Origin of the sequence: Azospirillum brasilense (assembly GCF_022023855.1) — a bacterium.
GTDB lineage: Bacteria > Pseudomonadota > Alphaproteobacteria > Azospirillales > Azospirillaceae > Azospirillum > Azospirillum brasilense_F.
This window is the reverse complement of sequence record NZ_CP059451.1, coordinates 219,697-245,318: the sequence shown is the minus strand read 5'-3', so window position 1 is coordinate 245,318 and position 25,622 is coordinate 219,697. Positions and strand designations below refer to the sequence as shown.

The 25,622-nt window shown below is 65.3% G+C and carries 23 protein-coding genes, 1 pseudogene and 1 other annotated feature; of the genes and pseudogenes, 9 read left to right on the top strand and 15 right to left on the bottom strand.

The features are described 5' to 3' along the window. Nucleotides 1-137: 137 nt before the first annotated feature. The 4 genes from H1Q64_RS23815 to H1Q64_RS23800 are packed head-to-tail and all read right to left on the bottom strand — an operon-like array spanning nucleotide 138 to nucleotide 4,985. The gene (locus tag H1Q64_RS23815; protein ID WP_237907012.1) at nucleotides 138-1,460 is read right to left on the bottom strand and encodes a hypothetical protein; all 1,323 of its coding nucleotides are present in this window, start codon (nucleotides 1,458-1,460) and stop codon (nucleotides 138-140) included. Continuing rightward, the gene (locus H1Q64_RS23810; protein ID WP_237907011.1) at nucleotides 1,457-2,269 is read right to left on the bottom strand and encodes a WecB/TagA/CpsF family glycosyltransferase; all 813 of its coding nucleotides are present in this window, start codon (nucleotides 2,267-2,269) and stop codon (nucleotides 1,457-1,459) included. Before H1Q64_RS23810 ends, H1Q64_RS23815 begins: the two co-directional genes overlap by 4 nt. Continuing rightward, on the bottom strand, nucleotides 2,266-3,006 hold the full coding sequence (locus tag H1Q64_RS23805; RefSeq protein WP_237907010.1) for a polysaccharide biosynthesis/export family protein: 741 nt from the start codon (nucleotides 3,004-3,006) through the stop codon (nucleotides 2,266-2,268). Before H1Q64_RS23805 ends, H1Q64_RS23810 begins: the two co-directional genes overlap by 4 nt. Next, on the bottom strand, nucleotides 2,997-4,985 hold the full coding sequence (locus H1Q64_RS23800) for a GumC family protein (RefSeq protein ID WP_237907009.1): 1,989 nt from the start codon (nucleotides 4,983-4,985) through the stop codon (nucleotides 2,997-2,999). The genes H1Q64_RS23805 and H1Q64_RS23800 overlap by 10 nt, the downstream gene beginning before the upstream one ends. A 440-nt stretch (nucleotides 4,986-5,425) precedes the next feature. Here H1Q64_RS23800 and H1Q64_RS23795 point away from each other — a divergent pair, with 440 nt between their 5' ends. Continuing rightward, nucleotides 5,426-6,256 (top strand): FkbM family methyltransferase, encoded by an 831-nt coding sequence (locus H1Q64_RS23795; protein ID WP_237907008.1) that lies wholly within the window; start codon nucleotides 5,426-5,428, stop codon nucleotides 6,254-6,256. Between the two features lie 17 nt (nucleotides 6,257-6,273). On the opposite strand, the gene H1Q64_RS23790 is transcribed toward H1Q64_RS23795, so the two are convergent. Continuing rightward, nucleotides 6,274-6,654, bottom strand: a complete 381-nt coding sequence (locus tag H1Q64_RS23790; RefSeq protein WP_237907007.1) for a hypothetical protein — start codon at nucleotides 6,652-6,654, stop codon at nucleotides 6,274-6,276. A 99-nt stretch (nucleotides 6,655-6,753) separates the two neighbouring features. Between H1Q64_RS23790 and H1Q64_RS23785 the strand changes: the two genes are divergently transcribed. After that, entirely contained in the window at nucleotides 6,754-8,070 is a 1,317-nt protein-coding gene (locus tag H1Q64_RS23785; RefSeq protein WP_237907006.1) for an oligosaccharide flippase family protein, read from the top strand. A 227-nt stretch (nucleotides 8,071-8,297) separates the two neighbouring features. Here H1Q64_RS23785 and H1Q64_RS23780 read toward each other — a convergent pair whose 3' ends face one another. Then, entirely contained in the window at nucleotides 8,298-8,609 is a 312-nt protein-coding gene (locus H1Q64_RS23780) for a YdhR family protein (protein ID WP_237907005.1), read from the bottom strand. Nucleotides 8,610-8,744: 135 nt separating this feature from the next. Here H1Q64_RS23780 and H1Q64_RS23775 point away from each other — a divergent pair, with 135 nt between their 5' ends. From H1Q64_RS23775 to H1Q64_RS23755, 5 genes are all read left to right on the top strand, one after another. Continuing rightward, entirely contained in the window at nucleotides 8,745-9,782 is a 1,038-nt protein-coding gene (locus tag H1Q64_RS23775; RefSeq protein WP_237907004.1) for an ABC transporter substrate-binding protein, read from the top strand. A gap of 1 nt (nucleotide 9,783) precedes the next feature. Beyond that, a complete protein-coding gene (locus H1Q64_RS23770) occupies nucleotides 9,784-10,806 on the top strand; it encodes an ABC transporter permease (RefSeq protein ID WP_237907003.1) in 1,023 nt (340 codons plus the stop codon). Continuing rightward, nucleotides 10,800-11,582 carry an ABC transporter ATP-binding protein gene (locus tag H1Q64_RS23765; protein ID WP_237907002.1) on the top strand — a complete coding sequence of 261 codons (783 nt, stop codon included), beginning with the start codon at nucleotides 10,800-10,802 and terminating at the stop codon, nucleotides 11,580-11,582. Before H1Q64_RS23770 ends, H1Q64_RS23765 begins: the two co-directional genes overlap by 7 nt. A gap of 425 nt (nucleotides 11,583-12,007) precedes the next feature. Continuing rightward, nucleotides 12,008-12,316 (top strand): hypothetical protein, encoded by a 309-nt coding sequence (locus H1Q64_RS23760; RefSeq protein ID WP_237907001.1) that lies wholly within the window; start codon nucleotides 12,008-12,010, stop codon nucleotides 12,314-12,316. A gap of 185 nt (nucleotides 12,317-12,501) precedes the next feature. Beyond that, nucleotides 12,502-12,891, top strand: coding sequence for a hypothetical protein (locus tag H1Q64_RS23755; RefSeq protein WP_237907000.1), 390 nt, complete (start codon nucleotides 12,502-12,504; stop codon nucleotides 12,889-12,891). Nucleotides 12,892-13,039: 148 nt separating this feature from the next. Here the strand turns inward: H1Q64_RS23755 and H1Q64_RS23750 are convergent, their stop codons facing one another. Further along, nucleotides 13,040-14,023: a zinc-dependent alcohol dehydrogenase family protein gene (locus H1Q64_RS23750; protein ID WP_237907180.1), complete on the bottom strand. Its 984-nt coding sequence runs from the start codon at nucleotides 14,021-14,023 to the stop codon at nucleotides 13,040-13,042. Nucleotides 14,024-14,166: 143 nt separating this feature from the next. On the opposite strand from H1Q64_RS23750, the gene H1Q64_RS23745 reads away from it, so the two are divergent. After that, a complete protein-coding gene (locus tag H1Q64_RS23745; protein WP_237906999.1) occupies nucleotides 14,167-15,021 on the top strand; it encodes a LysR family transcriptional regulator in 855 nt (284 codons plus the stop codon). Between the two features lie 289 nt (nucleotides 15,022-15,310). Here H1Q64_RS23745 and H1Q64_RS23740 read toward each other — a convergent pair whose 3' ends face one another. From H1Q64_RS23740 to H1Q64_RS23700, 8 genes are all read right to left on the bottom strand, one after another. Next, nucleotides 15,311-16,396 (bottom strand): Gfo/Idh/MocA family protein, encoded by a 1,086-nt coding sequence (locus H1Q64_RS23740; protein ID WP_237906998.1) that lies wholly within the window; start codon nucleotides 16,394-16,396, stop codon nucleotides 15,311-15,313. Between the two features lie 231 nt (nucleotides 16,397-16,627). Beyond that, a complete protein-coding gene (locus H1Q64_RS23730; RefSeq protein ID WP_237906997.1) occupies nucleotides 16,628-17,065 on the bottom strand; it encodes a DsrE family protein in 438 nt (145 codons plus the stop codon). 110 nt (nucleotides 17,066-17,175) lie between these two features. Continuing rightward, nucleotides 17,176-18,141 (bottom strand): MBL fold metallo-hydrolase, encoded by a 966-nt coding sequence (locus tag H1Q64_RS23725; RefSeq protein WP_237906996.1) that lies wholly within the window; start codon nucleotides 18,139-18,141, stop codon nucleotides 17,176-17,178. Nucleotides 18,142-18,233: 92 nt separating this feature from the next. Then, nucleotides 18,234-19,058, bottom strand: coding sequence for an alpha/beta fold hydrolase (locus tag H1Q64_RS23720; protein ID WP_222071011.1), 825 nt, complete (start codon nucleotides 19,056-19,058; stop codon nucleotides 18,234-18,236). 257 nt (nucleotides 19,059-19,315) lie between these two features. Beyond that, complete coding sequence (locus H1Q64_RS23715) at nucleotides 19,316-19,615, bottom strand: tautomerase family protein (RefSeq protein ID WP_149272682.1); 300 nt, start codon at nucleotides 19,613-19,615, stop codon at nucleotides 19,316-19,318. Nucleotides 19,616-19,653: 38 nt separating this feature from the next. Further along, nucleotides 19,654-20,649 carry a zinc-dependent alcohol dehydrogenase family protein gene (locus H1Q64_RS23710; protein ID WP_237906995.1) on the bottom strand — a complete coding sequence of 332 codons (996 nt, stop codon included), beginning with the start codon at nucleotides 20,647-20,649 and terminating at the stop codon, nucleotides 19,654-19,656. 151 nt (nucleotides 20,650-20,800) lie between these two features. Then, nucleotides 20,801-23,503, bottom strand: coding sequence for an ATP-binding protein (locus H1Q64_RS23705; protein WP_330874611.1), 2,703 nt, complete (start codon nucleotides 23,501-23,503; stop codon nucleotides 20,801-20,803). 89 nt (nucleotides 23,504-23,592) lie between these two features. Further along, nucleotides 23,593-24,824, bottom strand: a protein-coding gene (locus H1Q64_RS23700; protein ID WP_237905893.1) for an IS3 family transposase whose coding sequence is annotated in 2 segments (ribosomal slippage) — nucleotides 23,593-24,530 and nucleotides 24,530-24,824 — 1,233 coding nt in all. Because the reading frame shifts where the segments join, the coding sequence is not laid out codon by codon here. Continuing rightward, nucleotides 24,424-24,540, bottom strand: a sequence feature (AL1L pseudoknot). (Overlaps the previous gene by 117 nt.) Nucleotides 24,825-25,424: 600 nt before the next feature. Between H1Q64_RS23700 and H1Q64_RS23695 the strand changes: the two are divergent. Further along, nucleotides 25,425-25,622: pseudogene (locus H1Q64_RS23695) on the top strand (arsenical-resistance protein); the annotation flags it as partial.

Genomic DNA, 25,622 nt, shown 5'->3' with positions numbered 1-25,622 from the left:
GAAGTTTTCCGGAGAGGCGTAGCGTGATGATCCTGCTGCGCGTGCCTTGCGGTTCATTGGTCATGCTCATGATTGGGGATTCCCGCCATGCATGGCGATCAGACGGCGGAACAAGGCTGGGGATGCGGAGACGGCGGTCATGGTCTTCCCATGCCGAAGAGCGGGCGTTTCGGTGAGTGAAGGGGGCGCTGGGCGCCGGCCTGCCGGCGGGCGTTGCGCCAGTAGAGGGCGAGCGCCATCACGCTGGCGACCTCGCCGGGCGTGAAGACGACGGAGTAGATGGTCGAGGTCGCCAGGGCGAACAGGACGTAATCGCCCAGCGCCTGGGTCATGGGATCGTCGCCGGTGGCGGCCTTGCGGGCGCTGCGCAGTGCCGCGACGTAGAAGGCCGCGATCAGCACCGCGCCGATGACGCCGTATTCGAAGACGATGCCGATCCAGCCGATGTCGGCGAGATAGAATTGGTTGTTGCCCAGTATGTCCGCCAGGGTCACGTTGCTGAAGCGGGTGACGGCGCCCACCCCCAGCAACCAACGCAACGGCGTCACCTCCAGGAAGTCGAGCGCCAGAACGATGGAGTTCTGCCGGATCGACAGGGAGGCGCCGAGCATCTGCTCGGCCCGGCTGGCGAGGTCCGCGCTGTAGACGGCGGCCAGGGCGACGGTCGTCAGCAGGGCCATGCCGACCGCCAGGATCCGCCACCAGCCGCGCGCCGAGGTGATCATGGCGAAGCCGACCACCAGGACCACGCTGCCCAGAGCCGTGCGCTGCTTGTAGATCAGGACCATCAGCAGCAGCCCGATCAGCAGCAGCGGGATGGTCCACCATTCCCGGTACGCGCAGAACTGCCGGGACAGGTAGAAAAGGAACAGCACGCCGAAGAACATCGGCATGAAGATGCGCGGTCCGCGCTCGACGTCGTACATCAACAGTTTGCTCTTCAGCGGGTCGGTGGCGTAGGCCTCCGGCGGGAGGACCAGCCACAAAGCGAGCATGATGACGAAGGTGCCGGCGCCGAGCGCGATCAGCGCGCCGCGCACCTGCGGCAGCGTCGGGCGCAGCAGCGTCAGAAGGGCGGCGAGGGAGAAGTAGTAGGCGAAGGGCCAGACCTTGACCGTGGTCGCCATCGCATCGGTCAGCCCGTTGCCGAGCTGGACCATGGACACCGCCGGGGTGATCGCCACGAGGTAGGCGAGCAGGGCGATGCACAGCGACTTGAACGGCAGCTCGATCTGCGCCAACGCGTAGACGGCGAGCGGGATGGTCAGGACCGGCCAGCTTTTCGACAGGGCGTAAAGCGGCGGGATATCGACCAGATAATGGAAGCTCTGCCCGAACAGGGGCAGCACCGCCAGCAGGATCATCACCGTCAGGGAGCGGTGCTGGGAACGGCGGGGCGCCGCCACCCGGACGGGCGACAGGATGCGGCCGCGCTGCCGGGCTCCCAGCTCGACGATCATGGGCGCGCCGCCGGCTTCGGGCGCGCCTGACTCCGCTGCTCCGACCACCAGGCCGACAGCGCGATGCCGAGCAGCGGCAGGGAGTCCACGAAGACCCGCCGGGCGTGGCCGCGCGGGTTCTGGGCCAGCCGGTACAGCCATTCCAGGGCGAAGCGGCGGAACAGCGGCGGCGCGCGTTCGACCAGTCCCGTCACGAACAGAAGCGAGCTGCCGACGCACAGTCCGACGCCGGTGGCCTGTCCGGTGTTCCGGATGGCCAGCGACAGGCACTCCGACTGCGGCGCGCCGACCGCCAGGAAGACGAAGCGGGCCGGGTGGTCCAGCACGAAGCGGACGCAGCGCTCGACCTCCCGCGGGTCGGCGGAGAAGCCCATCGGCGGCTCGTGCCGGGCCAGCCGGGTCAGGCCGAAGCGGTCGCGCAGGCGGCGCTCCAGCTCGTCGTTGCCGCCGATCACCGTGACGGTATCGTCCGGCGTGATGACGTGCGCGAACAGGTGGGCTGTCAGGTCGCTGCCGCTGGCGCTGGGCAGCGGCTTGCGGAACAGCCGCCGGGACAGGTGCCGCATGATCTGGCTGTCGCACAGCCGCAGCCACGCGTCGTCGTAGGCGGCGCGGAACTGGGCGTCGTCGCCGCGGTGAAGCCGCACCACATGCTGCGCATTCGGCGTCACGACGTAGGCGAAGGGCTCCCCCGGCGCACGCCCGTCGATGGCCTGGGCGGCACCGGCCACGTCGAGGCGGGTGATGGCGACCCCAAAGACGGTGTCCGTCGGGTGCCCCCGCCCCGGTTCGGTCTGGGACTTCATCATGGGAAGGTCGTGATCGCGCCGGTTTGACGGCTGATCGTGTAGTTGAACGTGCGCTCGAACGGCACGACGCGGTTGATGAACTGCTCGACCCACAGGCCGGTCTCGGCGATGGAACTGCGCGGCACGAACAGGATGTCGCCGGCGACCAGCGGCACGTCGCCGACCGCTGCCCCGGTCTCGATGAACCGCCGGGTGTCGATGGTGCGCAGCATCGGCTTGTTCTCGGGGTTGCGGCGGATCAGCACCACCTCCTCGTACCGCGCCTCGCGGTCGAAACCACCGGCCAGCATGATCACCTCCATCACGCCGATGCGGCCGTTCAACAGGTAGGTGCCGGGGCGGGCGACGGCGCCACCGATGTAGGCGCGGTTCGACGGGGTCTCCTTCAGCCCGATGCTGACCTGCGGGGCGCGCATCCAACGCCGCGCGCGCGTCTCGACCACGGTGGCCAGCTCGCCCGGCGTCAGCCCGGCGGCGTCGACCTGCCCGGCCATGCGCAGCCCGGCGGAACCGTCAGGACCGATCATCACCTCCTCGTCCATGTCGGGGGCGAGCATGAACTTGACCTGGAAGCGGTCGCCCGGACCCAGCCGGTAGGGCGGGGTGGAGTCCTCCCAGCGGGCGAAGCCCTCGGGCATCGCTTCCTTTGGAGTCAACGACTGGCCGGTGCACGCGCCGAGCGCCAGCAACGCCGCCAACAGGAAGCCCCGCATCGCGGCCATCCGCATCACAGCCATCGGTAGATCACCTGGGGAATGTGGAAGTGACGGCCGGTCAGCACCAAGCCGACGATGTCGCCGCCGGACGCGAGGATGGAGTCGCGCATCCGGGCGGCGACCGGCGCACGGGTGTGCTCGGCGCGGGCGACCAGGATGTTCGCATCCACCATCGGCGACAGCCGGCGGGCAAGATGGCTGTTCCCGATCGGCGGCGACAGAATCAAAATGATGTCAAAGCGTTGATTCAGCCGCTCCAGCATCTGGCGTGACTGGGCGATGGGGGTGCGCAGGCTGCCCAGCGCCGATCCCGTCGCCTGCCGCGACACCCAGAGCAACGGCACGGCGGAGGGCAGCGCTTCGAGGTCGCCGGTGCCCTGCGGCTCGATGGTCGGCAGCCGCTCGCCGGCTCCGTTGTCCGCTTCCCCGGCCGCCTCGCCGTCGGCGCCTGCGTTGATCGCCGCCAGCTGCCCGGTGCCGTCGCCGCAGAGGTCGATGACCAGCGTCCGCAGGCCCCGCCCCTTGGCGAATTCCAGCGCCAGCCCGCGCGCCACGACGGCGTCGCCGTCGCCCTCGTTGGCGGTCACGAACTGGATCAGGGCCATCGGCTGGTCGTCCAGGCCATGGTCGCGCAGCTGGGCGGCCAGATGGATCAGCTCCTGCTGGGCGCCGGGGGACACCAGCTCGCCGTCGGTGTCGGAGAAGCTGGCGATGGCCGGGACGCCCAGGTCGCGCTCGATCTCGTGCGGCAGGATGTAGACTTGGCGCAGCCATGTCGCCAGCACGCCCGCCGCCCCGCCCAGCAGGATGCCGCCGACCAGACCGGCGATGATGAAGCTCGGCGCCATGCTCGTCCCGGTCGCCGGGGCCACCGCCGGCTGCACGACGCGGACGTTGGAGAAGCGCACCTTGGCGGCCTCCTCCTCGGCGCGGGCGGCCTCGGTGCGCTGGGCGTAGTCGCGGTAGATGTCCTCCATCACGCCGCGCGTGCGCTCCAGGTCGCGCAGCTCGCTTTCCGCCTTACGCAGGCGCCCGACCTTCTCCACCGCCACCGTGTGCTGGCGGTTCAGCTCGTCGAGCTGCCGGGCCACCGCGTCCTGCTCGATCTCCAGTGTCAGCAGATGGTTGTTCAGGAAGGGGATGGACGGGTTGCGGACCTCGCGCGTGGTGTTGTAGACCGGCTTGTCGCCGCCCTTCATCGACTGCCGGACCGTCCGGATCTTCCGCTCCAGCTCCTGGAGGGGCGGGTAGTCCGGCAGGAACTGCGAGGCCATCCGGTCGCGCTCCAGCTCCAGGCGGAGCAGCACGTTGCGGTCGTCGTCGTTCTGGGTCTGGTTGCTCTGCTCCCGGAAGTCGAACACCCGCTCCGGCAGGGCGGCGAGCCGCTTCTTGGCCGCCGTGACCTCTGCCTGGAGGGCCGCCTGGCGCTCCTGGGTCTGCCGGCGGCGCTGCACGATGCTGTCCACCTGGTTGGCGGCGAGCAGGCTTTCCTGCCCGAGGTCGACGATGTCGTACTCGGACTTCAGCGCCTGGATCTGCCCCTCGAGGCTCTTCAGCTGGTCGGAGTGGCGCGCCAGTTCGGAGGCGAGGAAGGGCGAGCGCGGGATGTCGAAGATCGCGCGGCGGCGCTTCAGGTAGGCGTCGGCCAGGGCATTGACGGTGTCTGCGGCGAGGTCCGGGTCCTCGTGGCTGAAGCTGAGGCGCACGATGTTGGAGGAGGATTGCTGCTCCACCTGAAGGCGGCGCTTGAACTTGTCGATGGCCTTTTCGAGCTGGTCCTGCGGGCTGTCGGCGGGCAGAAGGCCAAAGAGGCGCGGGCGCGCGATTTCCGGGAACAGGGTGACGGGGCCCAGCGCGCTCAGCGTGTCCTCGATCACCCGGCGGCTTTCCAGGATGCGGATCTCGCTGTCCACCGACTTCAGCCCGTCGATCGACAGGATGGAGGGCAGGGTCCCGGCCACGTCGCTGATCCCCGCATGCGCGCGGTCGATCATCATCATAACGAGACTTTCCGCGGCGTAGCGCGTGCGCGCATAGGTCGCGGCGGTCAGCCCGGCAATGATTGAAAGAAGAGCGACAATCAGGATAATGCGCTTGTGATAAAAAGCGAGAATCAGCAGATCGCGCGGCGTAAATGCCGACACACCGCTGGAAAACAGCACCCCATGCGATTGCTGCCCCGACGAGCCATCCGGCTGGTCAGCCGATTGACTTTGCCTGCGATTTTCCAGATGTTGGGACAGCATCTTTTACGGGTACCGTAGCGTGTGGATCGAACACTTTGCTGGTATGGTTTACCACGTCCGGTATAGACCTGTCATGAGGTGGTTGGGGTTTTGAAGCATTTTGTCTCAATTTTTAGCTATTTGCTTTTTGCCGAAACCCCTCACTTTTGGTTGGGTGCCAGGATGCCGGCCCCAGCCCCACCGAGCCACGCGCCATGAACCACAGCCTGTCCTCCCTGAAAGCCGCGATCGAGCTTCGCCACCCGCGGATGTTCCGTCGCCTGACCTGGCTTCGCGACCGCCTCGCGCCCTATTACGCCGAGCCGGAGCTGCGTCTGCTTCCCGCCCTGTGCGTTCCGGGGGAGGCGGCCTACGACATCGGCGCCAACAGCGGCATCTACACCTTCTGGCTCTGCCGGGTCGCGGCCAGCGTGACGGCCTTCGAGCCGAATCCGAAGCTCGCGGCGCTGTTGGAGAGCAAGTTCGCGCCGCTGATCGCGTCCGGCCGGCTGCGGGTGGAGGGGTGTGCGCTGAGCGACGACGACGGGTCGATCGTGCTTCATGTGCCGCGCTCGTCCGCCCTGGCCTCGGTCGAGGCGGGGGCGGTGGGCGCCCATGGCGAGGACGTGGAGGCGGTCACCGTCCCGCGCCGGACGCTGGACCGCTACGACGATCGCCCGGTCGGTTTCCTGAAGATCGATGTGGAAGGGCACGAGTCCGCGGTGGTCGGCGGCGGCCTCCGCCTGATCGGGCGCGACCGTCCCAACCTGCTGATCGAGGCGGAGGAGCGGCACAATCCCGGAGCCCTGGCGGCGTTGCAGGCGCGGCTGGCCCCGCTGGGCTATCGCGGTTATTTCGTCCTGGCGGGACGCCTGTGCACGCTGGACGGCTTCGACCCGGATCGCCACCAGTCCCGCTCGGCCCTCAATGCGGCGGGCACCCACCGGGTCAAAGGGCGGATCTACATCAACAATTTCATCTTCGTCGCGCGCGATGGCGTGGCCGACCGGCTGCGCGCCGCGCTCGGCCAATCAAGCGGGAGCTGACCGCGCCAGCGGTGATATCAGCGGCGGCAATCGACCTCGGGCCAGGGCCGCTTCTGGTAGAAGGGGCGCAAGGTCAGGATCTTCGCCACCTTCCAGATGCGGCTCTGCCGCTCGGGGCACAGATTGTTCACCGCCGAGGTCGGGTTGCCGCGCCACCATTCGGGAAGGTGGACCTCGACCTCGTAGGTGTTCAGATGCAACTCGGGTTCGCGAATCCACCAGCCATAGGGCAGACGGTCGAAATGGGCGCGAATTTCCTGGCGGATGTCGATGGCGCGCCATTCCTCCTCGTCCTGCGCGGCGGCCGGGCGGCCATGACCGAGCAGCGCCGCGGCAAGGCACAAAGCCAGCGCCGCATGGACTCTCCAGTGCCCTCGCCCTTTCGTCACCATGGTCATCAACCGACTGTTCTCCCCGCGCGGCGCAACACGGCGGAGCCGCCGCGCGTCTCCGCATCTCTTCCGCTTCCGCAACAACCCTTTATCCCATAGAGCGTGATGCGTCTCCAGACATGGCATGCCCTCGGGCGTTACGGCGTCGGCCTCGGGCTGCGCGGGGTGGAGGTCGTCGGCAAGCTCGGCCTCTATATCATAGCGGCGCGCGCGCTGGGCGCCCATGATGCCGGCCTGTTCTTCCTATGCCTGACCTGGATCGGCCTGGCATCGACCATGGCGCGGCTGGGGCTCGAACGGGCGATCACGCGGCACATCGCCGCCGAACTGGCCATCGGCCAGGGACGGGCGGCCGGCCGTGACCTGCGGACCGGTTTGATCGGCACGGGACTCGCCGCGACCCTGGCCGCGGTGGTGGCCTTTGCCCTGGCGGGACCGGCGTCGCACCTGCTGTTCGGTGCGCCGGACCTCGAAACGCCGCTGCGCCTGTCGGCCCTGGCCCTGCTGCCGCAGACCCTGACCATCACCATCGGATCGGCCCTGGCGGGTCTGAAGCGGGGCATCGCTGCGCAGTTCGTGCAGAACGCGCTGTGGCCGGTGCTGATGCTCGCCGCTCTGGTGGCGGGGGTTTCCAGCCTCGACTCCCTGATCCTGGCCCTGGCCGGGGCGTTGACGTTCAGCGCCGCGGTCGGGATGGCCCTTCTCGCACGCGACCGCCGCCGTTTCACCGACCATTCCGTGGTCGCCGATGCCGCGTCTTCGGACAGGCCGGCGGAGGTTCTGCCGTCGCTCTGGCACACCGCGCTTCCCCTGTTCGTCGTCGAGCTGGTGCAGGTGTCGCTGGCGTCGTTGCCGGTGCTCGCGCTGGGCGTCTTCGTGGACGCGGCCTCGGTCGGCGCGTTCAGCGTGGCGAACCGCATCTCCATGCTGGTCTGGGTCGTCGTCATCAGCATCGGCACCTTCGCCGCGCCCAACTACGCCGAACTGCATCGCCGCGGCGAGACGTCCCGTCTGCTGACTATGAACCGTAACATCATGCTGGCCGTCGCGGCGCTGAGCCTGCCCATGGTGTCGGTCATGATGATCGTGCCGGAACTGTTGCTCGGTCTGGTGGGGCAGGGGTTCGGCAGCGCGGCGACGGCGCTGCGCATCCTCGCCGTGGGCCAGATGATCCATTGCCTTCTGGCCTGCCAGGACATCCTTCTGGCCATGACCGGGCATGGGCGCACGCTGCGCCGGTTGAACCTGCTGCAGTTGGCGGTGTGCATCGTGCTTGGCGCCATCCTGATCCCGGTCTTCGGCATGACCGGGGCGGCGGCGGTGACCGCCCTGACGGTCGCCCAGGGAGCGATCGGAACGACGCTGGTGCGCCTCGTGCTGTTCAAGAGCCATACGGGCCCCGCCGCCTTCGGCCGCCCCTGACCAAATTGACCAAGTCAGGGGCCGCGTCCAACGGCGAACCGCTCCGGAATTCTTGGTGTCTGTTTGACGGCGTCAGGCGCCGATATCCCGGATGATCGGCTGGAGGGTGATGCCAAAGATCGCCGGCGCCGAACGACAGGTCCTGCTGTCGATCGCGATGGTGCTTGGTTCCTCAAGGCGCTCGCGGGCCGGACGCCCTTCGAACGCATCCGCAGGGCATGGCAGGCTCACGTCAACACCGACACCACCCCGCCCGGATTGTCCGTGACCGCGAAGGTCTCGAAGAACTCGATTTCCGGATCGGTGCCGTATCGCTGCCGTATGCCATCCAGCCATGGCCCCTGGTAGAAGCGTTGGGCGTCCTCCAGCCTTTTCCATTGGTAGACGCCCCCGGCGGTGCCGGTCTCGCTCCAGATGAACTGCTTGCGGATCAGGCCGGGCACGCCGCCGAAACCCGGCGCGATCGACAGGAAATGCGTCCGGCATTCCTCTCGCCCGATCGCGGCGGGAAGGCGGTAGCGGACGATGGCGGTGATCATGGGGGGCCTCCGTGCGTTATTTCTCTACTTCAACAGTTGACATTATAAAGCGAGGCTGTTGAATATAGTCCATGAAAATCATGTATTCACATTCATAAAAAGTGAATGCTCCCTGATCGAAGGACGACGACGACCATGAGCACGCATCGGAACGGTTCGGGAATCTCGGCGGCGACGCCCTCGCGGCGCGGGCTGCTGAAGGTGGCGGCGGCGGGCGCGTTGGCGCTGCCTTTCGCGGGCGTGGCGTCCCGGCTGGTCGCCGCCCCGACGCCCGCCGCGCTGAAGCCGCTGAAGCTCGCCTGGAACACCGGCGCGGTGTGCGGCGCCCCGGTGGCGGTGGCCAAGCACAACGGCTTCTTCGAGAAGCACGGGCTGGACGTGGAGTTCGTCAATTTCGCCGGCACGACGGAGCAGCTTCTGGAGGCGCTCGCCACCGGCAAGGCCGACATCGGCCACGGCATGGCGCTGCGCTGGCTGAAGCCGCTGGAGCAGGGCTTCGACGTGCGCATCATCGCGGGCGTCCATGGCGGCTGCATGCGCCTGCTGGCCGCCAAGAACGGCGGCATCACCAGCCTTGCCGGGCTGAAGGGCAAGACGGTGGCGATCAGCGACCTGTCCAGCCCGGCCAAGCACCTGTTCTCCATCCAGCTCGCCAAGCAGGGGATCGACCCGAACAAGGACGTGGAGTGGCGCGTCTTTCCCGGCGACCTGCTGGCCATCGCGGTCGATAAGGGCGAGGCGCAGGCCGTCGCCCACTGGGACCCGGTGACCTACAATTTCCTGAAGTCCGGCAATCTGGTGGAGATTTCCACCAACCTGTCGGGCGAATTCGCCAACCGCGTCTGCTGCGTGCTCGGCGCACGCGGCAGCCTGCTGCGCGAGGACAAGGCCGCCGCCGCCGCGGTGACCCGCGCCGTGTTCGAGGCTCAGCACTACGCCGCCGCCAACCCGGTGGAGGCCGCCAAGGTCTACCAACAGTACTCGCCGAAGAGCAGCATCGAGGACCTCGCCGCCCAGCTTTCCAGCCAGACGCACGACCACAACCCGGTGGGCGCCGACATCAAGCGCGAGATCGCGCTCTACGCGGAGGAGTTGAAGGGCGTGCAGGTCTTCAAGCAGAGCACCGACGCGGCGAAGTTCGCCGACCGCGTCTACGCCGACGTGCTGGGCTGAGATGAGCAGCCTCGATGACGCCGCGGCGCTGGCAGCGGGCGGGGGTGCTGCTGTGGACCGCAGCCGTTCCCCCGCGCCTCCGCGCCTGTGGCTGGGCGGGGTGGCGGCCAGTGCCGCTTGGCTGGCCGCCGCCGCCCTGACCGCCCTGTGGCCGGAAACGGAGGAATGGGTGCGCACCGGAGAATTCGCCAGCCTCCTCGCGGTGGTCGGCGGCGCGCTGGCCTTCGCCGTGCCGCTGCTGCGCCTGTTCGGCGCGGTGGGGGAGCGGCTGCGGGCCGCGGCGCCCTGGCTGGTGGTGCTGGCGCTCGGCGTGATCGGCTGGGAGCTGGTCACCGCCAAGCTCGACCTGCTGCCGCGTCCCTTCTTCGCGCCGCCGCAGGCGCTGCTGGAGGTCTATCTGGACGAGTGGCCCCGCCTGCTGGAATGCACCGTGGCGTCGCTGCAGCTGCTGCTGCTCGGCTACGGGATCGGCGCCTTCGTCGGCTTCGTCACCGGCGTGTCCATCGGCTGGTCGCGGACCGTGGGCTACTGGGTGCATCCGGTGCTGCGGCTGATCGGGCCGCTGCCGGCCACGGCGTGGCTGCCCATCGCCTTCTTCGCCTTCCCATCGAGCTGGAGCGCCAGCGTCTTCCTGATCGCGCTGGCGACCGGGGTGCCGGTGACCATCCTGACCTGGTCCGGGGTGTCCGGCGTCAACCCGGCCTACTACGACATCGCCCGCACGTTGGGCGCGTCCTCGCGCTTCCTGGTTCTGAAGGTGGCGGTGCCGGCAGCGATGCCGCACGTCTTCGTCGGCCTGTTCATGGGGCTCGGCGCCTCCTTCGCGGTGCTGGTGGTGGCGGAGATGATGGGGGTCAAGGCCGGGCTCGGCTGGTACCTGCAATGGGCGCAGGGCTGGGCGGCCTACGCCAACATGTATGCGGCGCTGCTGGTGATGGCGCTGGTGTGCTCCAGCCTCGTCACGCTGCTGTTCAAGGTGCGCGACCGGCTGCTCGCCTGGCAGAAGGGATTGCTGAAATGGTAGCGCTGGAACAAGACCTCCCGGCCGGTCTGGAACTGGAGGTCCAGGGCGTCAGCCACGCCTTCGACCTGCACGGCGCGCCATTGCCCGTGCTGGACACGGTCGGTCTGCACGCCAAGCCGGGCGAGTTCGTGGCGCTGCTCGGCCCGTCGGGCTGCGGCAAGTCCACGCTGCTGCGGCTCGTCGCCGGGCTGGAGCCGCCGCGCGCGGGCCGGATTCTGGCCGACGGGCTGCCGATCAGCGGGCCGCACCCGTCGCGGGTGGTCGTCTTTCAGGACCCGACGCTCTACCCCTGGCGCACCGTCTGGGACAATGTGGCGTTGGGGCTGGAGGCGCAGGGCGTGCTCCGCCAGCGGCGCAACCGGGTGGACAAGGCGCTGCGGCTGGTCGGGCTGGACGGTTTCGCCAAGGCCTACCCGCACCAACTCTCCGGCGGAATGGCGCAGCGCGCGGCGCTGGCCCGCGCGCTGGTCAACGACCCGCGCCTGCTGGTGCTGGACGAGCCGCTGGGCAAGCTCGACAGCCTGACGCGCATCCAGATGCAGGGCGAGATCGTCGCGCTGTGGCGGCGCGCCGGCTTCACCGCCCTGCTGGTGACCCACGACGTGGAGGAGGCTCTGCTGATGGCCACCCGCGTCATCGTGTTCAGCGAGCGCCCGGCCCGCATCAAGGCGGAGATCGTCGTCGACCGCCCCTATCCCCGCCACCGCGACGACCCGGTGCTGGTGGAGCTGCGCCACAAGGCGTTGGAACTGCTGGGCCTTGCCGGGAGCTGGTAGGTGGGGTGCGTGTCGCCCCCACCCTAACTGTGGCGGCGCAGAACGATATCGACACTGTTACGGATGTGCAGGGGTTCTCGCGCGACGAGCTTGTCGAACTGCAATGGCAGGTTGATGACACCTCTCCGTCATGGCCCCCGCCGTCCGTCGGTTCTGGTTTTTGGTGCTGCTCGTGGCCGATGATCTCCAGCGCCACGGGCGGGAGCGCTACGCGTACCAAATCCTCAGGCGTCTCCACGCCGCCGGTGAGACGCCGGACGAGGCTGACGTCTACCGGTTGGCGGAGTTCCTGCGTCCCGCCGTGCGCATCGAACAGCGGTGGTTGTGGACCGACACCGCGGACGCAAGCGCTGCGGAGACCTTCGATCCATTTTCTCCTCGTTTCTGTCCGGCTGGCGTGGGATGGTCATCCGGAACACCGGGAGGTGGTCGCCGCGTTGCCAGCCTCGGCTGGCTGGCTGCTGAGCCTCCTGCGTGCGCTCGAGGCGGAGCTGGACCGGGTCTATCGGCTCGCGCGCCAGTACCAACAGCCCGATGAGCGCGACTGGCTGCACCAGACCATCAACCGTGTCGCCACCGCACCGCACTGGACATGGCGCGGAGACCACACGGCGGGCGACAGCGATCCCAACCAACACGCTCTCGACCACACGGAACTTGTTCGGGTCCTCGCCGGCGCATGGGATAGGCTTGCCCAGCTTGCCCAGCTTGCCCAGCTTGCCTGCCCAGCTTGATGGTGCGGTTGCGCGTCGGATCGCCACCGGGTGGTCGTTGCGCGACGACCACCTGTTTCTCCGTCTCTATCTTCACGCCCTTAAGCGTCAGGATCTCTGGACGGGTGCTGAGGTGGCCCAGGTCTTCGCCGATCTGTCCGACCGGCACTTCTGGTTCGATTTGCCAGAAGCGAAGCTGCTCCTGGTTGACCGGTGGTCGAGCCTCAGTAACGCCGACCGCGCTGCGCTGGAAGGCCTTGACCGCCCCGACGGTGACGGCCTTGGACGCGTGGCGCGAGGCCCACGCCGCAGCGTTCGACCAAGCGCTCGCGGCGCCTCCAGACCCGGACTCCGCTACCGCGGAGGACGCCCGTGTGCAAGCCCGCCGGGTCGCCCTCGCGGCGGCGCGCGGTGTCGTCTTCGTCCGTGTGCACCGCGCCGGCATCGCGCCGCTCTCAGACACCGCGGCGATCCGCGTGCTCAACGACCGCGCCGTCGACGCTGGCGTGCTGCAGCGCTTCTCCGGGCACAGCGTGCGCGCCGGCACCACCCAGGATCTGCTGGCCGACGGCCACGAGGTCGCGGCCATCGCCTAGGCCGGCGGCTGGAAGGACATCAAGACGGTGCTGCGCTACGGTGACCGCCTGCTCACCGAACGCAGTGCCGTGGCGCGGACTGAAGCGTCTCAAAGCAGGAAAAGGCCGTAGTCTCAAGCAGATTGGCAGCCTGCCGCCTTGGCCGAAGTCACGCGGCAATGTCGACGACGATCTTTCCTCTGGCGCTTCCATCCTTGATCGCGACATGCGCCTCCTCAGCCTGCTCCAGGGAGAAGTGGTGCGGATCGAGCCGAGGCAGCAGCTTTCCAGATTCGACCAGGGAGGCCGCTTGGCACAAAATGTCACCGTGATGCCGCATTCCTTCTCCCGTCAGCATAGGAAGCAAGGTGAAGACGCCTGAATAGGTCGCTGCACGGAATGACAGCGGCGACAGCGCGTGCGTCCCCCAGCCCAGGCAACTGACCACATGCCCGAAGCGCCGGACCGCTTGGAAGGAGGCATCGAGCACCGGCCCACCAGCGGTGTCATAAACCAAGTCGAAGCCGCGGCCTTGCGTGTGACGGGCAACGTACGCTTCGACCGTCTCGGCGCGGTAATCGATGGCGGTGGCGCCCAGCTGCTCGACGGTTGCCTTCTTGTCCGCGGAGTCCGTCGCCCAGACGGCCGCTCCAAATGCACGGGCAATTTGTACGGCCACATGGCCCACACCGCCGGCACCCCCCTGCACCAGAACCGTTTGGCCGGCTCGGATGCCGGCGCGATCAACCAATCCCTCCCAGGCCGTGATGGTGATCAGCGGCAGCGCAGCCGCCTCACGCATTGTCAGATTGGCCGGCTTGTGCGCAAGCAAGTCGGCCTCGACCGCGGCGTATTCCGCGAGCGAGCCCTGCCGGCCACCGACGCCGCCGGTCATCCCATAGACCTGATCGCCCGCCTTGAAGGTGGTGACTCCGGAACCGACGGCAACGACCTCTCCCGCCAAGTCGATGCCGAGTATCGCCGGCAGCGGGTGCTTGGCGTGCGCCGCGGCGCCGGCACGGATCTTGGTGTCCAGCGGATTGACGCCGCTGGCGGCGATGCGCACCAGAACCTGACCAGGCCCGGCCGCTGGCCGCGCAACATCGGTCAGACGAAACGGGGCGTCGTACGCGTCCAGCACCAAAGCGCGCATTGAGTTGCTCAATTCATGGGACATGATCGTGAACCTTCCAGGGATTTGTGCGTTGCCGCGACTGGTTCAAAGGTTCGGCCAAACACAGCTGTTTGAAAATTAACATTCTTGTTCGCAGGGCATGCATTTCTGTATGATGCGACATGGAGTGGAGCGACCTTCGAGTCTTTCTGGCGATTGCCCGCGAGGGCACGCTCGGCGCGGCGGCTCGACGCATCGGGCAGACCCAGCCGACCATGGGGCGACGTTTGCGCGCGCTGGAGAAGGCGGTCGGCCACACGCTGTTCCAGCGAACAAGCGATGGTCTCGTGCTGACGGATGAAGGGACTGCCGTGCTGCGCCATGCCGAGCGCATGGAGGAGGAAAGCCTTGCCTTGGAGCGCGTTCTGGCTGGACAGGGTGGGCGTTTGGAGGGCAACTTACGGGTGTCGTCCTCCGACTGGTTCGGCCTCCACATACTGACACCACTCATTTATGAGTTCACACAGCGCCATCCGGGCGTCACTGTGGAACTGCTGACCGATGCGCGGTTTTTAAGTCTTTCGAGGCGGGAGGCGGACCTCGTGTATCGCATCCGTCCGTTCGACGAGCCGGAGGTGGTGCAGCGCAAGCTGACCCGCATCGAATACGCTCTTTACGGTGTCGCGGGGAGCCCAACGCCGACCGTTGGTGATGGCACAGGCTGCGCATTGGTCACCATGAACACCACCTTCGGCGGCATGCCGGATGTCGCGTGGCTCCAGCGAATGCTCCCAAATGCCCGCGTCGCGTTTCGAAGCAACAACCGCGATGCCCAGGCTTATATGTCTGCCTTAGGCGTCGGATTGGCTGTTCTCCCACGCCCTATTGGGGATGCGTTGGACGGACTGCAGGTCATCGATCTTGGCGAGCCGCCACCAGGACGCGATGTTTGGATCGGCTATCATCAGGATCTTCGCCGTTTGGCGCGGCTGCGCGCCTTGCTCGATCTGACAATTGAGCGTTTTTCGAAAGATTGACACCATGTTCTGCCCGGTCGGCTTTGCCATGGAAGGCTCGCCGCGCCGTGAACCAACGAGGCGCGCCGGCGCCCGCCGCTGATGTATCCGCAGCGTGTCGTCGAAGAGACCTCGCCCAGCCAAGTCGCCGGGGACTACCGGCGGATCAAGCCCGAGGTGGTCGAGTCGACGCATCGGTCCCCCGTGCTCGCGACCTTAGCAATATCAAGGTTGCCACTCAGGTCAGGAGTCGATGCTGCCAAGGACGTGTCGCATCCGGGCAGCCGGAACTGTTCAAACGTTGTTGGCATCAGACATCGCGCGCCACCCCGCCGCTTTGCCCGATCGCGTTGATCAGCCGATGCAGTTTGACGGCGTCTCCGAACGTTGGACTTTGAAGGGTGCCGGACGTCATGTCGGACGCGATCAGTTCGTAGAGCTTCCTCACGTTGCCCGCCAGGACGTTGTCGTCGGCACTGAAGCCCTCGGGTACGGCGATCGGATGAAGGGTCTCGTCTGCTTGCGCACCCATGAGCTTGAATCCGCCCAGACCTACGTAGCCGACGGGACTCGTGAGCAATAGGTCGCCCCTGGTGCCGTTGATCTCGACATGGAAATTGGTTGCGCGCGACAGCCCGCCGCGGAAATGGCATGTCACGAGACCGCCGGACGTGAGCCTGCCAGAGAAAGCTATTTGATCCGCGACGTCGAGCGGGACGACTTCCTTACTCCCCGACATCCGTATCGTCTGACGACGACGAACCAATGTCCCCGACACGCTGAGGAAGTCTTCGCCGAGCGCGAACAACAGGGCGTCGATTGTATGGGCGAACGGCACGTGCAACATGCTCGCGCCCTTGGACGGGTCCAGGGTGTATCGAAAAGCCTCGTCGAGTTCCTCCCCCCACGTGATTCCTGAACCGATGACCGACGCCGAGAGCACCTCGCCGAGATAGCCCTGTTTTATCAGCTCGCGCATGTGCCGAAGGGTCGGGTTCGCGCGAGTCTGGAGGCCGATCATGGCCGAGACACCTTTTTCGGCGGCGAGCGCGTTCATTGTCTCAGCGTCCCGAAGGTTCATGCCAAGCGGCCATTCGGAAAACACCGACTTCCCGGCTTGAAGCGCTGCGGTCACGAGATGAAGGTGTTCCGGCACCCTCACGGTCACGACCACCAGGTCGACATCAGGATGGTTCACAAGTTCGTCGCTCGATGACACCGCGTGTTCAAAACCGAACTTCTCAGCCGACGCCTTCGCAGTTTCGATCCGGCTGTGGCTCAGGGCGGAAAGTCGGAACTGCGGCAGCTCCCTCAACGCAGGCACATGGGCGGTCGAGGCCCAACCACGGTCGGGGTGAACGCCGATGATGCCAACTCTGATTGGTGCATGGGTCACTGGACGCGCTCCTTGGGCCTGGGCGAGAGAGCGACGGAGGCCTCGGCCGCGGCGAGTGCCGAGGTCGTCTCGATGCCGATACCGCTTGCACCACCGGTGACGATCATCGTCTTCCCCCGAAGGTCGACGCCTCCCAGGACTTCAGAAGCGGTCGAATGGAATCCGAATGGCGATTGGAGCATGGCAGCCTCTTTGGACGCTGATGTCGTAACTGGATCCCGGAATCGATGATTACTCCGTGATCTTGACGAAGCCCTGCTGCACGAGCTGGATCGTGCGAGCCATGGCATCAAGATTGATCTTTATGCGGGGGAGAAGATCGGCATTGCCCCAGCCGTTCACTTTCGCGGTCGCGCCGCAGAGTTCGACTTTGACGCCGACGTCAATCAGGTCGGCCACCAGCTTTTTGTAGGGGTTGCCAGTGGCGATGTTGCGCGAAGCATTGTAAGCCACATCGTTCAACACGACGTAGCCAGCGTTTGTGTGGAAGACCACAATCACGTCCGACGCCGCTTTCCAGTTCGTGATGTCCGTGGTGATCAATTGAAGATGGAACAGCGCTGCGGGCAGATCGCCTTCGAACTCAAGCCCCCCGATGCTGTGAACTGACTTCACTTCCTTCAGTTCGACCGGAATATCGATGAACAGAGCGCTTTTTGTTTCAGACATTGCCGTCTCCTTAATCCGTTGGATTGTCGGCGGATCCGGACTCCGAAGGCGTGGGAAACCTGGACTAGGAACGCACCAGTATGGGATTGGCGTATGGCCGGAGGTTCCTGCTAGACGCCCGCGTAGACAAGCCGCGTAAAGAAGCCTGGGTCGATGACGAAATTGCCCCACTTGGCATCAAAGGATGCCGTCGGCTTGGCCGCGACCGCTTCGTCCCGCGAGCGCCCCTGGCGCTTCAGCGCGGCGACGTTCTCGCGGATGCTAACGAGCATGTCGCGGAACTCCTGCAACTCGGCGCGGTTGCTCACCGGATTTCCGTGGCCCGGAATGATGATCGTCTTGCCGGTCGACGCGGCCAAGTTCGCATCCGAAGCGGCGATCATCCCGTCGATGCTGCCGCCCGTCGAATAATCGATGAACGGATATATCCCGTTCCAGTAGGTGTCGCCGACATGGAGAACGTCTGCCTCGCCGAACATTACCGAGATGTCGCCGTCGGTGTGCGCCGGACCGTAGTGTTTCATGGCGAGCGACTGCCCGTTCAGCTTGAGCGAATGTTCTTTAGAAAAGACGTGCTTCGGCACGCCGCTTCGCTCCAGCGGAACGAAATTGTAATCCCAGTCCTCCACCCGCTGCACCTGCGATAGGTATTTTCGGGTGTTCTCATGCGCGATGATCTTCGCTCCACCCTCGCCGATCCAGGCGTTGCCGTCCGCGTGATCGAAATGCCAGTGGGTGTTGATGAGATGGGTCACGGGCTCCGAGGAGAGCGCGGAGAGCGTCTGCGTCATCTGGGGGCGCGACACGCTGATGCCCGCGTCGACCATGACGAGGCCGTCCTTGCCGGCCGAGACCGCGACGTTGCCGCCGGAGCCTTCAAGGATGGTGATGTCGTTCCTCAGTTTGTGGGTGGCGATCACGGACTTGGCAGCGCTGTCCTTGATGAGGCTCACCAAGCCGCGCGCCTCGGCATAGGCCTCGCGTGGGCTCATCCAGCCTCCTGTGGCGGCGAAACTCGCCGCGCCCATGCAGCAAAGACAAAATCCGCGGCGAGAGAGCATGTGTTCGGATGTCATGACAGACCTTTCCGCAGCCGGAATCGGTGAGCCGACAGCTGTCGAACTTGATTTGAAAGGTTGAGAGCAGGCATCTCGGCCCGCCCGGGCCGTCACGATCTGATGAAGGCCAGAAGGTCGGCATTGATCACGTCAGCGTGGGTGGTGAACATCCCGTGCGGATAGCCGTCGTAGACCTTGAGCTTCCCGTTCTTGAGCAGCTTGACGGAGAGTTCGGCGGAGTCCGCGATGGGCACCACTTGGTCGTCGCTGCCATGCATCACCAAGACCGGAACGTCGATGACCCGCAGGTCATCGGTAAAATCGGTCTCCGAGAAGACCTTGATGCACTCATAGTGCGCGTTCGCTCCGCCCATCATGCCCTGACGCCACCAATTGCGGACCGTGCCTTCGGAGATGACCGCGCCGGGGCGGTTGAAGCCGTAGAACGGGCCGCTGGCGATATCGAGGTAGAGCTGCGCCCGATTGGCCGCCAGAGCCGCGCGGTAGCCGTCGAAGACCTCGATGGGAAGTCCTCCGGGATTCGTTGCGGACTTGACCATCACGGGCGGAATGGCGGAGATGAGGACCGCTTTGGCGACCCGGCCTTTGCCATGCCGGGCGACATATCTGGTGACCTCTCCGCCGCCCGTGGAATGGCCGATGTGAATCGCATCGCGGAGATCGAGCGCTTCGGCGAGCGTGGCGACGTCGGCCGCGTACGTATCCATGTCGTTGCCGCCCGAGGTCTGGCTGGAGCGGCCGTGGCCCCTCCGGTCGTGGGCGATGACCCGGAAACCCTTTCCGATGAAGTACAGCATCTGGTTGTCCCAGTCGTCGCTGCTCAGCGGCCACCCGTGGTGGAACACGATCGGCTGCCCGGCGCCCCAGTCCTTGTAGAAAATCTGGGCGCCGTCTTTCGTCTTGATGCTGCTCATGGTCTCACTCCCATCTGCACTGGTTGCGCTGGTTGAATTCGGCGACGCCACGGCGGCCAAGGACTCCAGGGGCAACGTCGTGACGAGGACGGCGGCCGTGCCAATCAAAACGTCCCGTCTGGTCGTGCTGGGTGTTGAAATTGCTTCTTTCGCATTCATGTCTCTTCCCTCTGTCGGGCGGACACGGTTCCACCGGCAACCGGCGGGCCTAAGTCAGACGGCGCGCTTTGGCCGCCGTGTTGGAGAGTGCGAGGTGGTCAGCCCAAGACTGGAGCTGCCGCCGCCCACTCTTTCCGGGTTGTGGGCGTACCGTCGATCATTTCGACGACGTCCTTGGATTTCGAAAGCGTCGTCATCAACGACTTCGGCCCCTCGAACGGCCTTCCGCCGATATGCCAGCCGTCGGTATGAAGTTCCTCGATAAGGACCCATACCACCTCGCGGAAGGCCTCCGAGCCCTCAAACTTCACCATGACATCGGTCAAGGCCTTTGCCATGGCGTGCTTCTCTTCCGGGGTGAACACGCCGTCGACCAGTTTCACGTTGACGAATGGCATGACTTTTTCCCTTTCTCGAGAGGAGCGACGGTGCTGCTCTATTCGGCGATGTCGATAACGATCTTGCCGCTGGAAGTGCGCTTCTCGATTTCGCCGTACGCTTCCGCGACAGTCTCGAAACTGAAGCGGCGGGGGTCGACGAGAGGGGTGATCTTCCCGGCTTCCGCAAGCCGCTTGGCCTCTCGCAGGATTGCCCCGTGATGAGCGCGGCCTTTGCCGGTCAGCATCGGCAATAGCGTGAAGACACCCGAATAGCTCGCGGCGCGGAACGACAGGGGAGCAAGTGAATGCGTGCCCCATCCGAGGCAGCTCACCACATGGCCAAAACGCCGAACAACGTTGAACGCGGTATCAAGCGCCACACCCCCCACCGTGTCATAGACAACATCGAAGCCGTGGCCGCCGGTGTGATCGCCAACATACTCCTGAGGAGTTGTCTGCTCACGGTCGATTGCCGTTGCGCCGAGGCGCTCGATGATGTCCCCCTTCGCAGCTTTGTCGACCGCAAAGACCTCGGCTCCAAAAGCCGAAGCGATCTGGATCGCCATCTCCCCGACGCCACCAGCACCCAGAACAAGCACCTTTTGGCGGGCTTGGATCTGGGCCCGGTCGACCAAACCTTCCCAAGCCGTGATGAAAACAAGGGGGAGCGCGGCCGCCTCGCGCATGCTGAGATTGGATGGCTTCGGTGCGAGAAGATCGGCATCAACCGCAGCGAACTGCGCCAGCGAGCCTTGATGACCGCCCACACCTCCGGCCAATCCATACACGTCTTCTCCGACGGCAAACCGGCTCTCGCCGGCACCGAGGGCCTCGATCGTCCCGGCAAGGTCCATTCCCAGAATGGCGGGAAAAGGATGTTTCGCGTGCGCCGCGTTGCCGCTTCGGATTTTGAGATCCAGTGGGTTGACGCTGCTCGACCTTATCCGAACCAAGACTTCGCCTGCCAGGGGCTGTGGGCGAGCGATGCTGGCCCGAGTGAACGGTGCGTTGGGTCCACGCAGGACGAGCACATCCATTACAGCGGTGGTCATGTTCGATCCCCTCAGCCGCGCTTCTGTCGTTCATTGCCGAATGATCGGCACACGAAGACGATGGCCGAAGCAGCCGAAGAGTATCCAGTGAATCGTCGTGAATTCCCGTGCGTCACGCCAAGAGGTGACGGGACGGAATTCCAGTCGATTGTTACGAAAATTCGGCGAGAAGTGCCTTCGCAGCTCTCAGATCGGCCGTCTCAAAGCCTTCAGTGAAACGGCGGTACACCTTCGCCAAAGAGCGGTGCGCCTTCGCAACCTCCCCACGTTCACGCAGCAAACGGGACATGCTCATGCTCGTTCGAAGTTCCCACGACAACGCATCCTGCCGTCGTGCGAATTCGACGGACTGTAGAAAACACTGCTCGGCCGAGTTGAGGCCAGTGCCGTCTTGCAGCAGGATCTCACCTTTCACGCGCAAAAGTTCCGCAACGCACCAAAGCTCTTCCTTTTCCTCGCTGTGCCGGATGGCGGCGTCGACAAGGGCGAATCCTTCCGCGCTCTGTCCCGTGGACGCCAAACCTTCGGCCAGGAACCCAAGAAACCGGACATTGTAGAGCGTGAACAGTCTTCCCTTTTGGATCTCCTCCAGCGCCGTGCGCAGAAGTGGGATGCCTCGATTTTCATGACCCTGCTTGATCAGAAGTGCGCCTTTCCAGCAGCGGCCGAACACTTCCCAGGGTCCGAGCGCGTTCGTGGCCGCCAAGTCGAGCATGGTTGTGATTGCGAGGTCCGCGGCCGCCATATCGCCGACGTGAATCCAGACAGGACAAGCCCATCGCGCCAGTGCTTCGCACAGCGAAATCGCATGGCCCGATGCGCGGGCGGCGTCGACAGCATTCTTCGCGGCCAGGACCGCCTGATCCGGGAAGCCCTGTATCCAAAGGAGTTGGGCAGGCTGAACACGGGCGGTCACTGATTGCCCAAATCGGAAGCGAACCGAACTGGTTGAAATGCCTTCCGGAGGGAAAACATCGTGAGCAAGCATGCGATCCGCGTGGGTGCGAGCGCCCTTGCAATCTCCCATGCAGAAGAGCGTCATGCTCATCATTCGATCGCCAATGAAGCGGTCGAGCCCATTGTCTGCCAGTTTCATGAATTGCTGCGCGACGCCAAGTGATTCCCGGTACTCACCCATCCCGACCCGGCAAAGCCACAGACCCCAGAGCGCTTCCGATTGAGCGTCAACATCGTGGAGATCTTCGGCCATTTCCAGGGCTTTGGCGAATGCTGCCGGCGCTTGCAGCGCGAACCCCACCTTGAAAGCCTGTGACAGGCCGAGCGCTCTGTAGAGCTGCATGACTTGGCGCGCCTGCGCATCCCGCTCTGGCCCCGGGCCGATGCTCAGCAAGGCGCGTTTAACGCATCTCAGACACTCGTCGACCGCTGAGAGCTGATACCACAGTGGGATAGCGGCCACGGTTACGGCAAGGCCGACCACAGGATCGCCCTTGGGTGAGTAGGCCCAGTCCAGCACCATGCGCACGTTGTTGATATGGCGGCTGTACCGCCCCAACCACTCGTCGGCGGGAACCAATTCGATTTCGCCATGCGAGTGTTTGAGAACACGACACAGATATTTGGCCAAACGCAGTATGGTGCCACTGAATTCGCCGCGTTGCGAAAGTTTGGCCAACGCGTAGGCACGGGTTGTGTCGAGCAGTCGGTACTGTGCGGTCTTCTGGTGAACATCGACAACGACAAGAGACTTCGAGATTAAATTGGAAAGATGAAGAGGAAGATCGGTGTCAAGGCCACTGGCCTCAGTCATGATGGCGGCAATGGCCTCCAGCGTAAACTCACCCGCAAGCACGCCCAGACGGCGCAGAAGCGTCTGCTCTGGGTCCGACAGCGCCTCGTAACTCCAATCGATTGTGGCCTCCAGGGTTTGATGCCTGGGAAGAGCGGTGCGTCTGCCGCCTGCCAGCAGCCGGAAACGATCGTTCAGGAGTTTTGCCACGCCTCGCGTGCCAAAGGCCCCAACCCGCCCTGCCGCCAGTTCGATGGCCAGGGGGATGCCATCGAGTTGGCGGCAGATATCGGCAACGAGAGGCGCCTCACCGTCGTCAAACTCAAATCCGCTGCCGCGGGATATCGCGTGATCAACGAAGAGTTGGACGGCCGGGGAGGTCAGTGCCTCTCCGGCAGTCAATCCAGCAGACATCGGAGGCAGGTTCAGGGGCGCCAGCCGATAGACGCTCTCGCCCTCCGCCCGCAAGCCTTCCCGGCTCGTCGCGAGAATTTGGATCTCCGATGTCTGTCGGAGCAGCGCTTCTGCCAGCCGCGCCGTCGCGTCGACAACCAACTCGCAGCTATCGAACACAAGAAGCATCTGCCGCTCACGCAGATGCGCGATGACGCCGGAAAGAGGGTCCTTGGAACTGTCGGCTAGGCCGAGTGCGGCGGCCAGCACGCCTGAAACGAGTTGGTCGTTCGCCAGCGGGGCCAGATCGAGAAAGCACACGCCGTGCTTATACGAGGACATAAGTTGTTCAGCGACGGCGACACCGAGTGTGGTCTTGCCAATACCGCCTGGTCCCACGATGGTTGTAAGACGGTACCGTTGAAAGCGGCCTCGCACGGTCTTGATGGCTTCTTCCCGCCCGATTGGCGATCTCAGAAGCCGTGGAAGGTGGTTCTGGGCGCTTGCCGCCTCGGCTCCGTCTGCGAGGATAGAGGATGAGATCGGCGCCACGAAGCGGTAGCCGCGACCCGGAACGGCCACTATGAAATGGGCTGTGCCCCCGGAGTCGCCAAGAGCCTTGCGAAGCAATGCTATCTGCGCCCTGAGGTTCGACTCTTCGACGATGGTGTTCGGCCACGCGCGCGTGACCAGCTCGTCCTTCGTGACCAACTCCCCAGCCCGATCGGCCAAAGCAATCAAAATGTCGAGTGCCCGCGAACTGAACCGCGCCGGGTTTGTTGGAGGCCATTTGGTTTGAGTCACGCCGCCATGGCGAGGTCCTCGGTTTGAGCATAGTAGCGCGCTTCGGCCTCGGCGGGAGGAATGTTGCCGATGGGCTCGAGCAGGCGTCGGTGGTTGAACCAGTCGACCCACTCCAATGTGGCGAACTCGACGGCCTCCAGGGTGCGCCATGGCCCGCGGCGCCGGATCACCTCGGTCTTGTAGAGACCGTTGATCGTCTCGGCCAAGGCGTTGTCGTACGAATCGCCGACGCTGCCCACGGAGGGTTCGACCCCAGCTTCGGTGAGGCGCTCGGTGTAGCGAATGGCAAGGTATTGCGACCCGCGGTCGGAGTGGTGGATGAGGCCGCCGCCCTTGGCTGGACGGCGGTCGTGGAGCGCCTGCTCCAAGGCGTCCAGGACGAAGCCGGCGTGGGCGGTGCGGGACACCCGCCAGCCCACGATCCGGCGGGCAAAGGTGTCGATGACGAAGGCCACATAGACGAAGCCCTGCCATGTGGCCACGTACGTGAAATCGGCCACCCACAAGGCATTCGGGCGGGGCGCCTGGAACTGGCGGTTCACCCGGTCGAGCGGACAGGGCGCGGCTCGGTCGCTGATCGTGGTGCGCACCGCCTTGCCGCGTGTCGCGCCCTTCAGGCCCATGGACCGCATCAACCGGGCCACCGTGCAGCGCGCCACATCGAGCCCCTCCCGCCGCAACTGCCGCCAGACTTTCCGTACCCCATAGACCTGAAAGTTTTCATCCCAGACCCGCCGGATAGCCAAACTCAGCTCCGCGTCGCTGCGCGAGCGGGCCGGCGCCTTGACCGGATCGGCCCGCCGGGCGGCGTGGGCGTGATAGGTGGACGGGGCGATCGGCAGCACCTTGCAGATCGGCTCGACCCCGTGGACGGCGCGATGCGCGTCGATGAAGGCGATCATTTCCGAAACGGGCGGTCGAGCTCCGCCTGGGCGAAATAGGCCGACGCCTTGCGCAGGATCTCGTTTGCCTGGCGCAGTTCCCGGACCTCGCGTTCCAGCGCCTTGATCCGCTCCTGCTCGCCCGTCGTCGGCCCCGGCCGCTTGCCCTGGTCACGCTCGGCCCGCCGGACCCAGCCACGCAGCGTCTCCGGAGTGCAGCCGATCTTCGCCGCGATCGAGCTGATCGCCGCCCACTGCGAGGCATGATCCCCCGCGTGCTCGAAGACCATCCGCACCGCGCGCTCGCGGACCTCGGGGGCGTACTTGGGTGATGCCTGTTTCGTCATGATGACCCCAGTCTCTCAGAAGATGGGGCCTCCGGGAAACCCGGTGCGGTTCAAACCTAGAGCAACCGGCTTGTTGTCCTTGAACAGGAGATGCCGGTCTGGATGAAGGCGAAAAGCACCGAACGTGATCACAGTTCCGGCCGCAGTCTCCGTTCGGAATGGGGCTTGAACCATGATGCGACCTAGCTCCGGTTAGCAAGAATGCGCTATGACGCTGTTGCACTGAGGTCACGAGAGCTGATGCCGGCAGTGCGGCGTACCCAAACAATGGAGACAGACGAGGTCGAGCATGCGGTTCTGGAACAGGACGGCGTTATCAATCCCGGCCTACCGGCAATCGTTGGTATGGAACCCTACAAGACCTCGATGACGTGTTTGTAGCGGCTGAAGCAGGCCTCCACTAGCGTGCGCAGGTGGTAGCCGAACATCGCGTGCCACACCATGCGACCGCCTGCGGCGACGGTCTCCGGATGCCTCGACGCCGCCGGGCGGTGCGTCGCCACTGCCCCTTGACAGGACATCGACATGACGGCTGACATCCGGGCTATCCCGACGGAGCGCCGCCTATGAGCGTTCTTCGAGCTCTACCTCAGCGTCTGGGTGGGCTTGTGCATCGTCGCGGGCATCGCCTTCGGCCATCTGGCACCCGGGCTGTTCCAGGCCATCGTCGCCGAGGTGGCCGAGGTCAACCTGCCGGTGGCGGTGCTGATCTGATTGATGATGACGATGCCGCTGAAGTTTGATCTCGGCGCGCTGGGCCGGATCAAGGAGCACTGGCGCGGCGTCGGCGTGACGCTG

Bases quoted from the DNA above. Each gene is read 5' to 3' on its own strand.
- H1Q64_RS23770 (WP_237907003.1), top strand. From the start codon at position 9,784: ATGAGCAGCCTCGATGACGCCGCGGCGCTGGCAGCGGGCGGGGGTGCT.
- H1Q64_RS23815 (WP_237907012.1), bottom strand. From the start codon at position 1,460: ATGATCGTCGAGCTGGGAGCCCGGCAGCGCGGCCGCATCCTGTCGCCC.
- H1Q64_RS23750 (WP_237907180.1), bottom strand. From the start codon at position 14,023: ATGCGCGCTTTGGTGCTGGACGCGTACGACGCCCCGTTTCGTCTGACC.
- H1Q64_RS23780 (WP_237907005.1), bottom strand. From the start codon at position 8,609: ATGATCACCGCCATCGTCCGCTACCGCCTTCCCGCCGCGATCGGGCGA.
- H1Q64_RS23745 (WP_237906999.1), top strand. From the start codon at position 14,167: ATGGAGTGGAGCGACCTTCGAGTCTTTCTGGCGATTGCCCGCGAGGGC.
- H1Q64_RS23765 (WP_237907002.1), top strand. From the start codon at position 10,800: ATGGTAGCGCTGGAACAAGACCTCCCGGCCGGTCTGGAACTGGAGGTC.
- H1Q64_RS23730 (WP_237906997.1), bottom strand. From the start codon at position 17,065: ATGTCTGAAACAAAAAGCGCTCTGTTCATCGATATTCCGGTCGAACTG.
- H1Q64_RS23800 (WP_237907009.1), bottom strand. From the start codon at position 4,985: ATGATGATGATCGACCGCGCGCATGCGGGGATCAGCGACGTGGCCGGG.
- H1Q64_RS23725 (WP_237906996.1), bottom strand. From the start codon at position 18,141: ATGACATCCGAACACATGCTCTCTCGCCGCGGATTTTGTCTTTGCTGC.
- H1Q64_RS23710 (WP_237906995.1), bottom strand. From the start codon at position 20,649: ATGACCACCGCTGTAATGGATGTGCTCGTCCTGCGTGGACCCAACGCA.
- H1Q64_RS23785 (WP_237907006.1), top strand. From the start codon at position 6,754: ATGCGTCTCCAGACATGGCATGCCCTCGGGCGTTACGGCGTCGGCCTC.
- H1Q64_RS23775 (WP_237907004.1), top strand. From the start codon at position 8,745: ATGAGCACGCATCGGAACGGTTCGGGAATCTCGGCGGCGACGCCCTCG.
- H1Q64_RS23720 (WP_222071011.1), bottom strand. From the start codon at position 19,058: ATGAGCAGCATCAAGACGAAAGACGGCGCCCAGATTTTCTACAAGGAC.
- H1Q64_RS23715 (WP_149272682.1), bottom strand. From the start codon at position 19,615: ATGCCATTCGTCAACGTGAAACTGGTCGACGGCGTGTTCACCCCGGAA.
- H1Q64_RS23810 (WP_237907011.1), bottom strand. From the start codon at position 2,269: ATGATGAAGTCCCAGACCGAACCGGGGCGGGGGCACCCGACGGACACC.
- H1Q64_RS23795 (WP_237907008.1), top strand. From the start codon at position 5,426: ATGAACCACAGCCTGTCCTCCCTGAAAGCCGCGATCGAGCTTCGCCAC.
- H1Q64_RS23790 (WP_237907007.1), bottom strand. From the start codon at position 6,654: ATGACCATGGTGACGAAAGGGCGAGGGCACTGGAGAGTCCATGCGGCG.
- H1Q64_RS23805 (WP_237907010.1), bottom strand. From the start codon at position 3,006: ATGGCTGTGATGCGGATGGCCGCGATGCGGGGCTTCCTGTTGGCGGCG.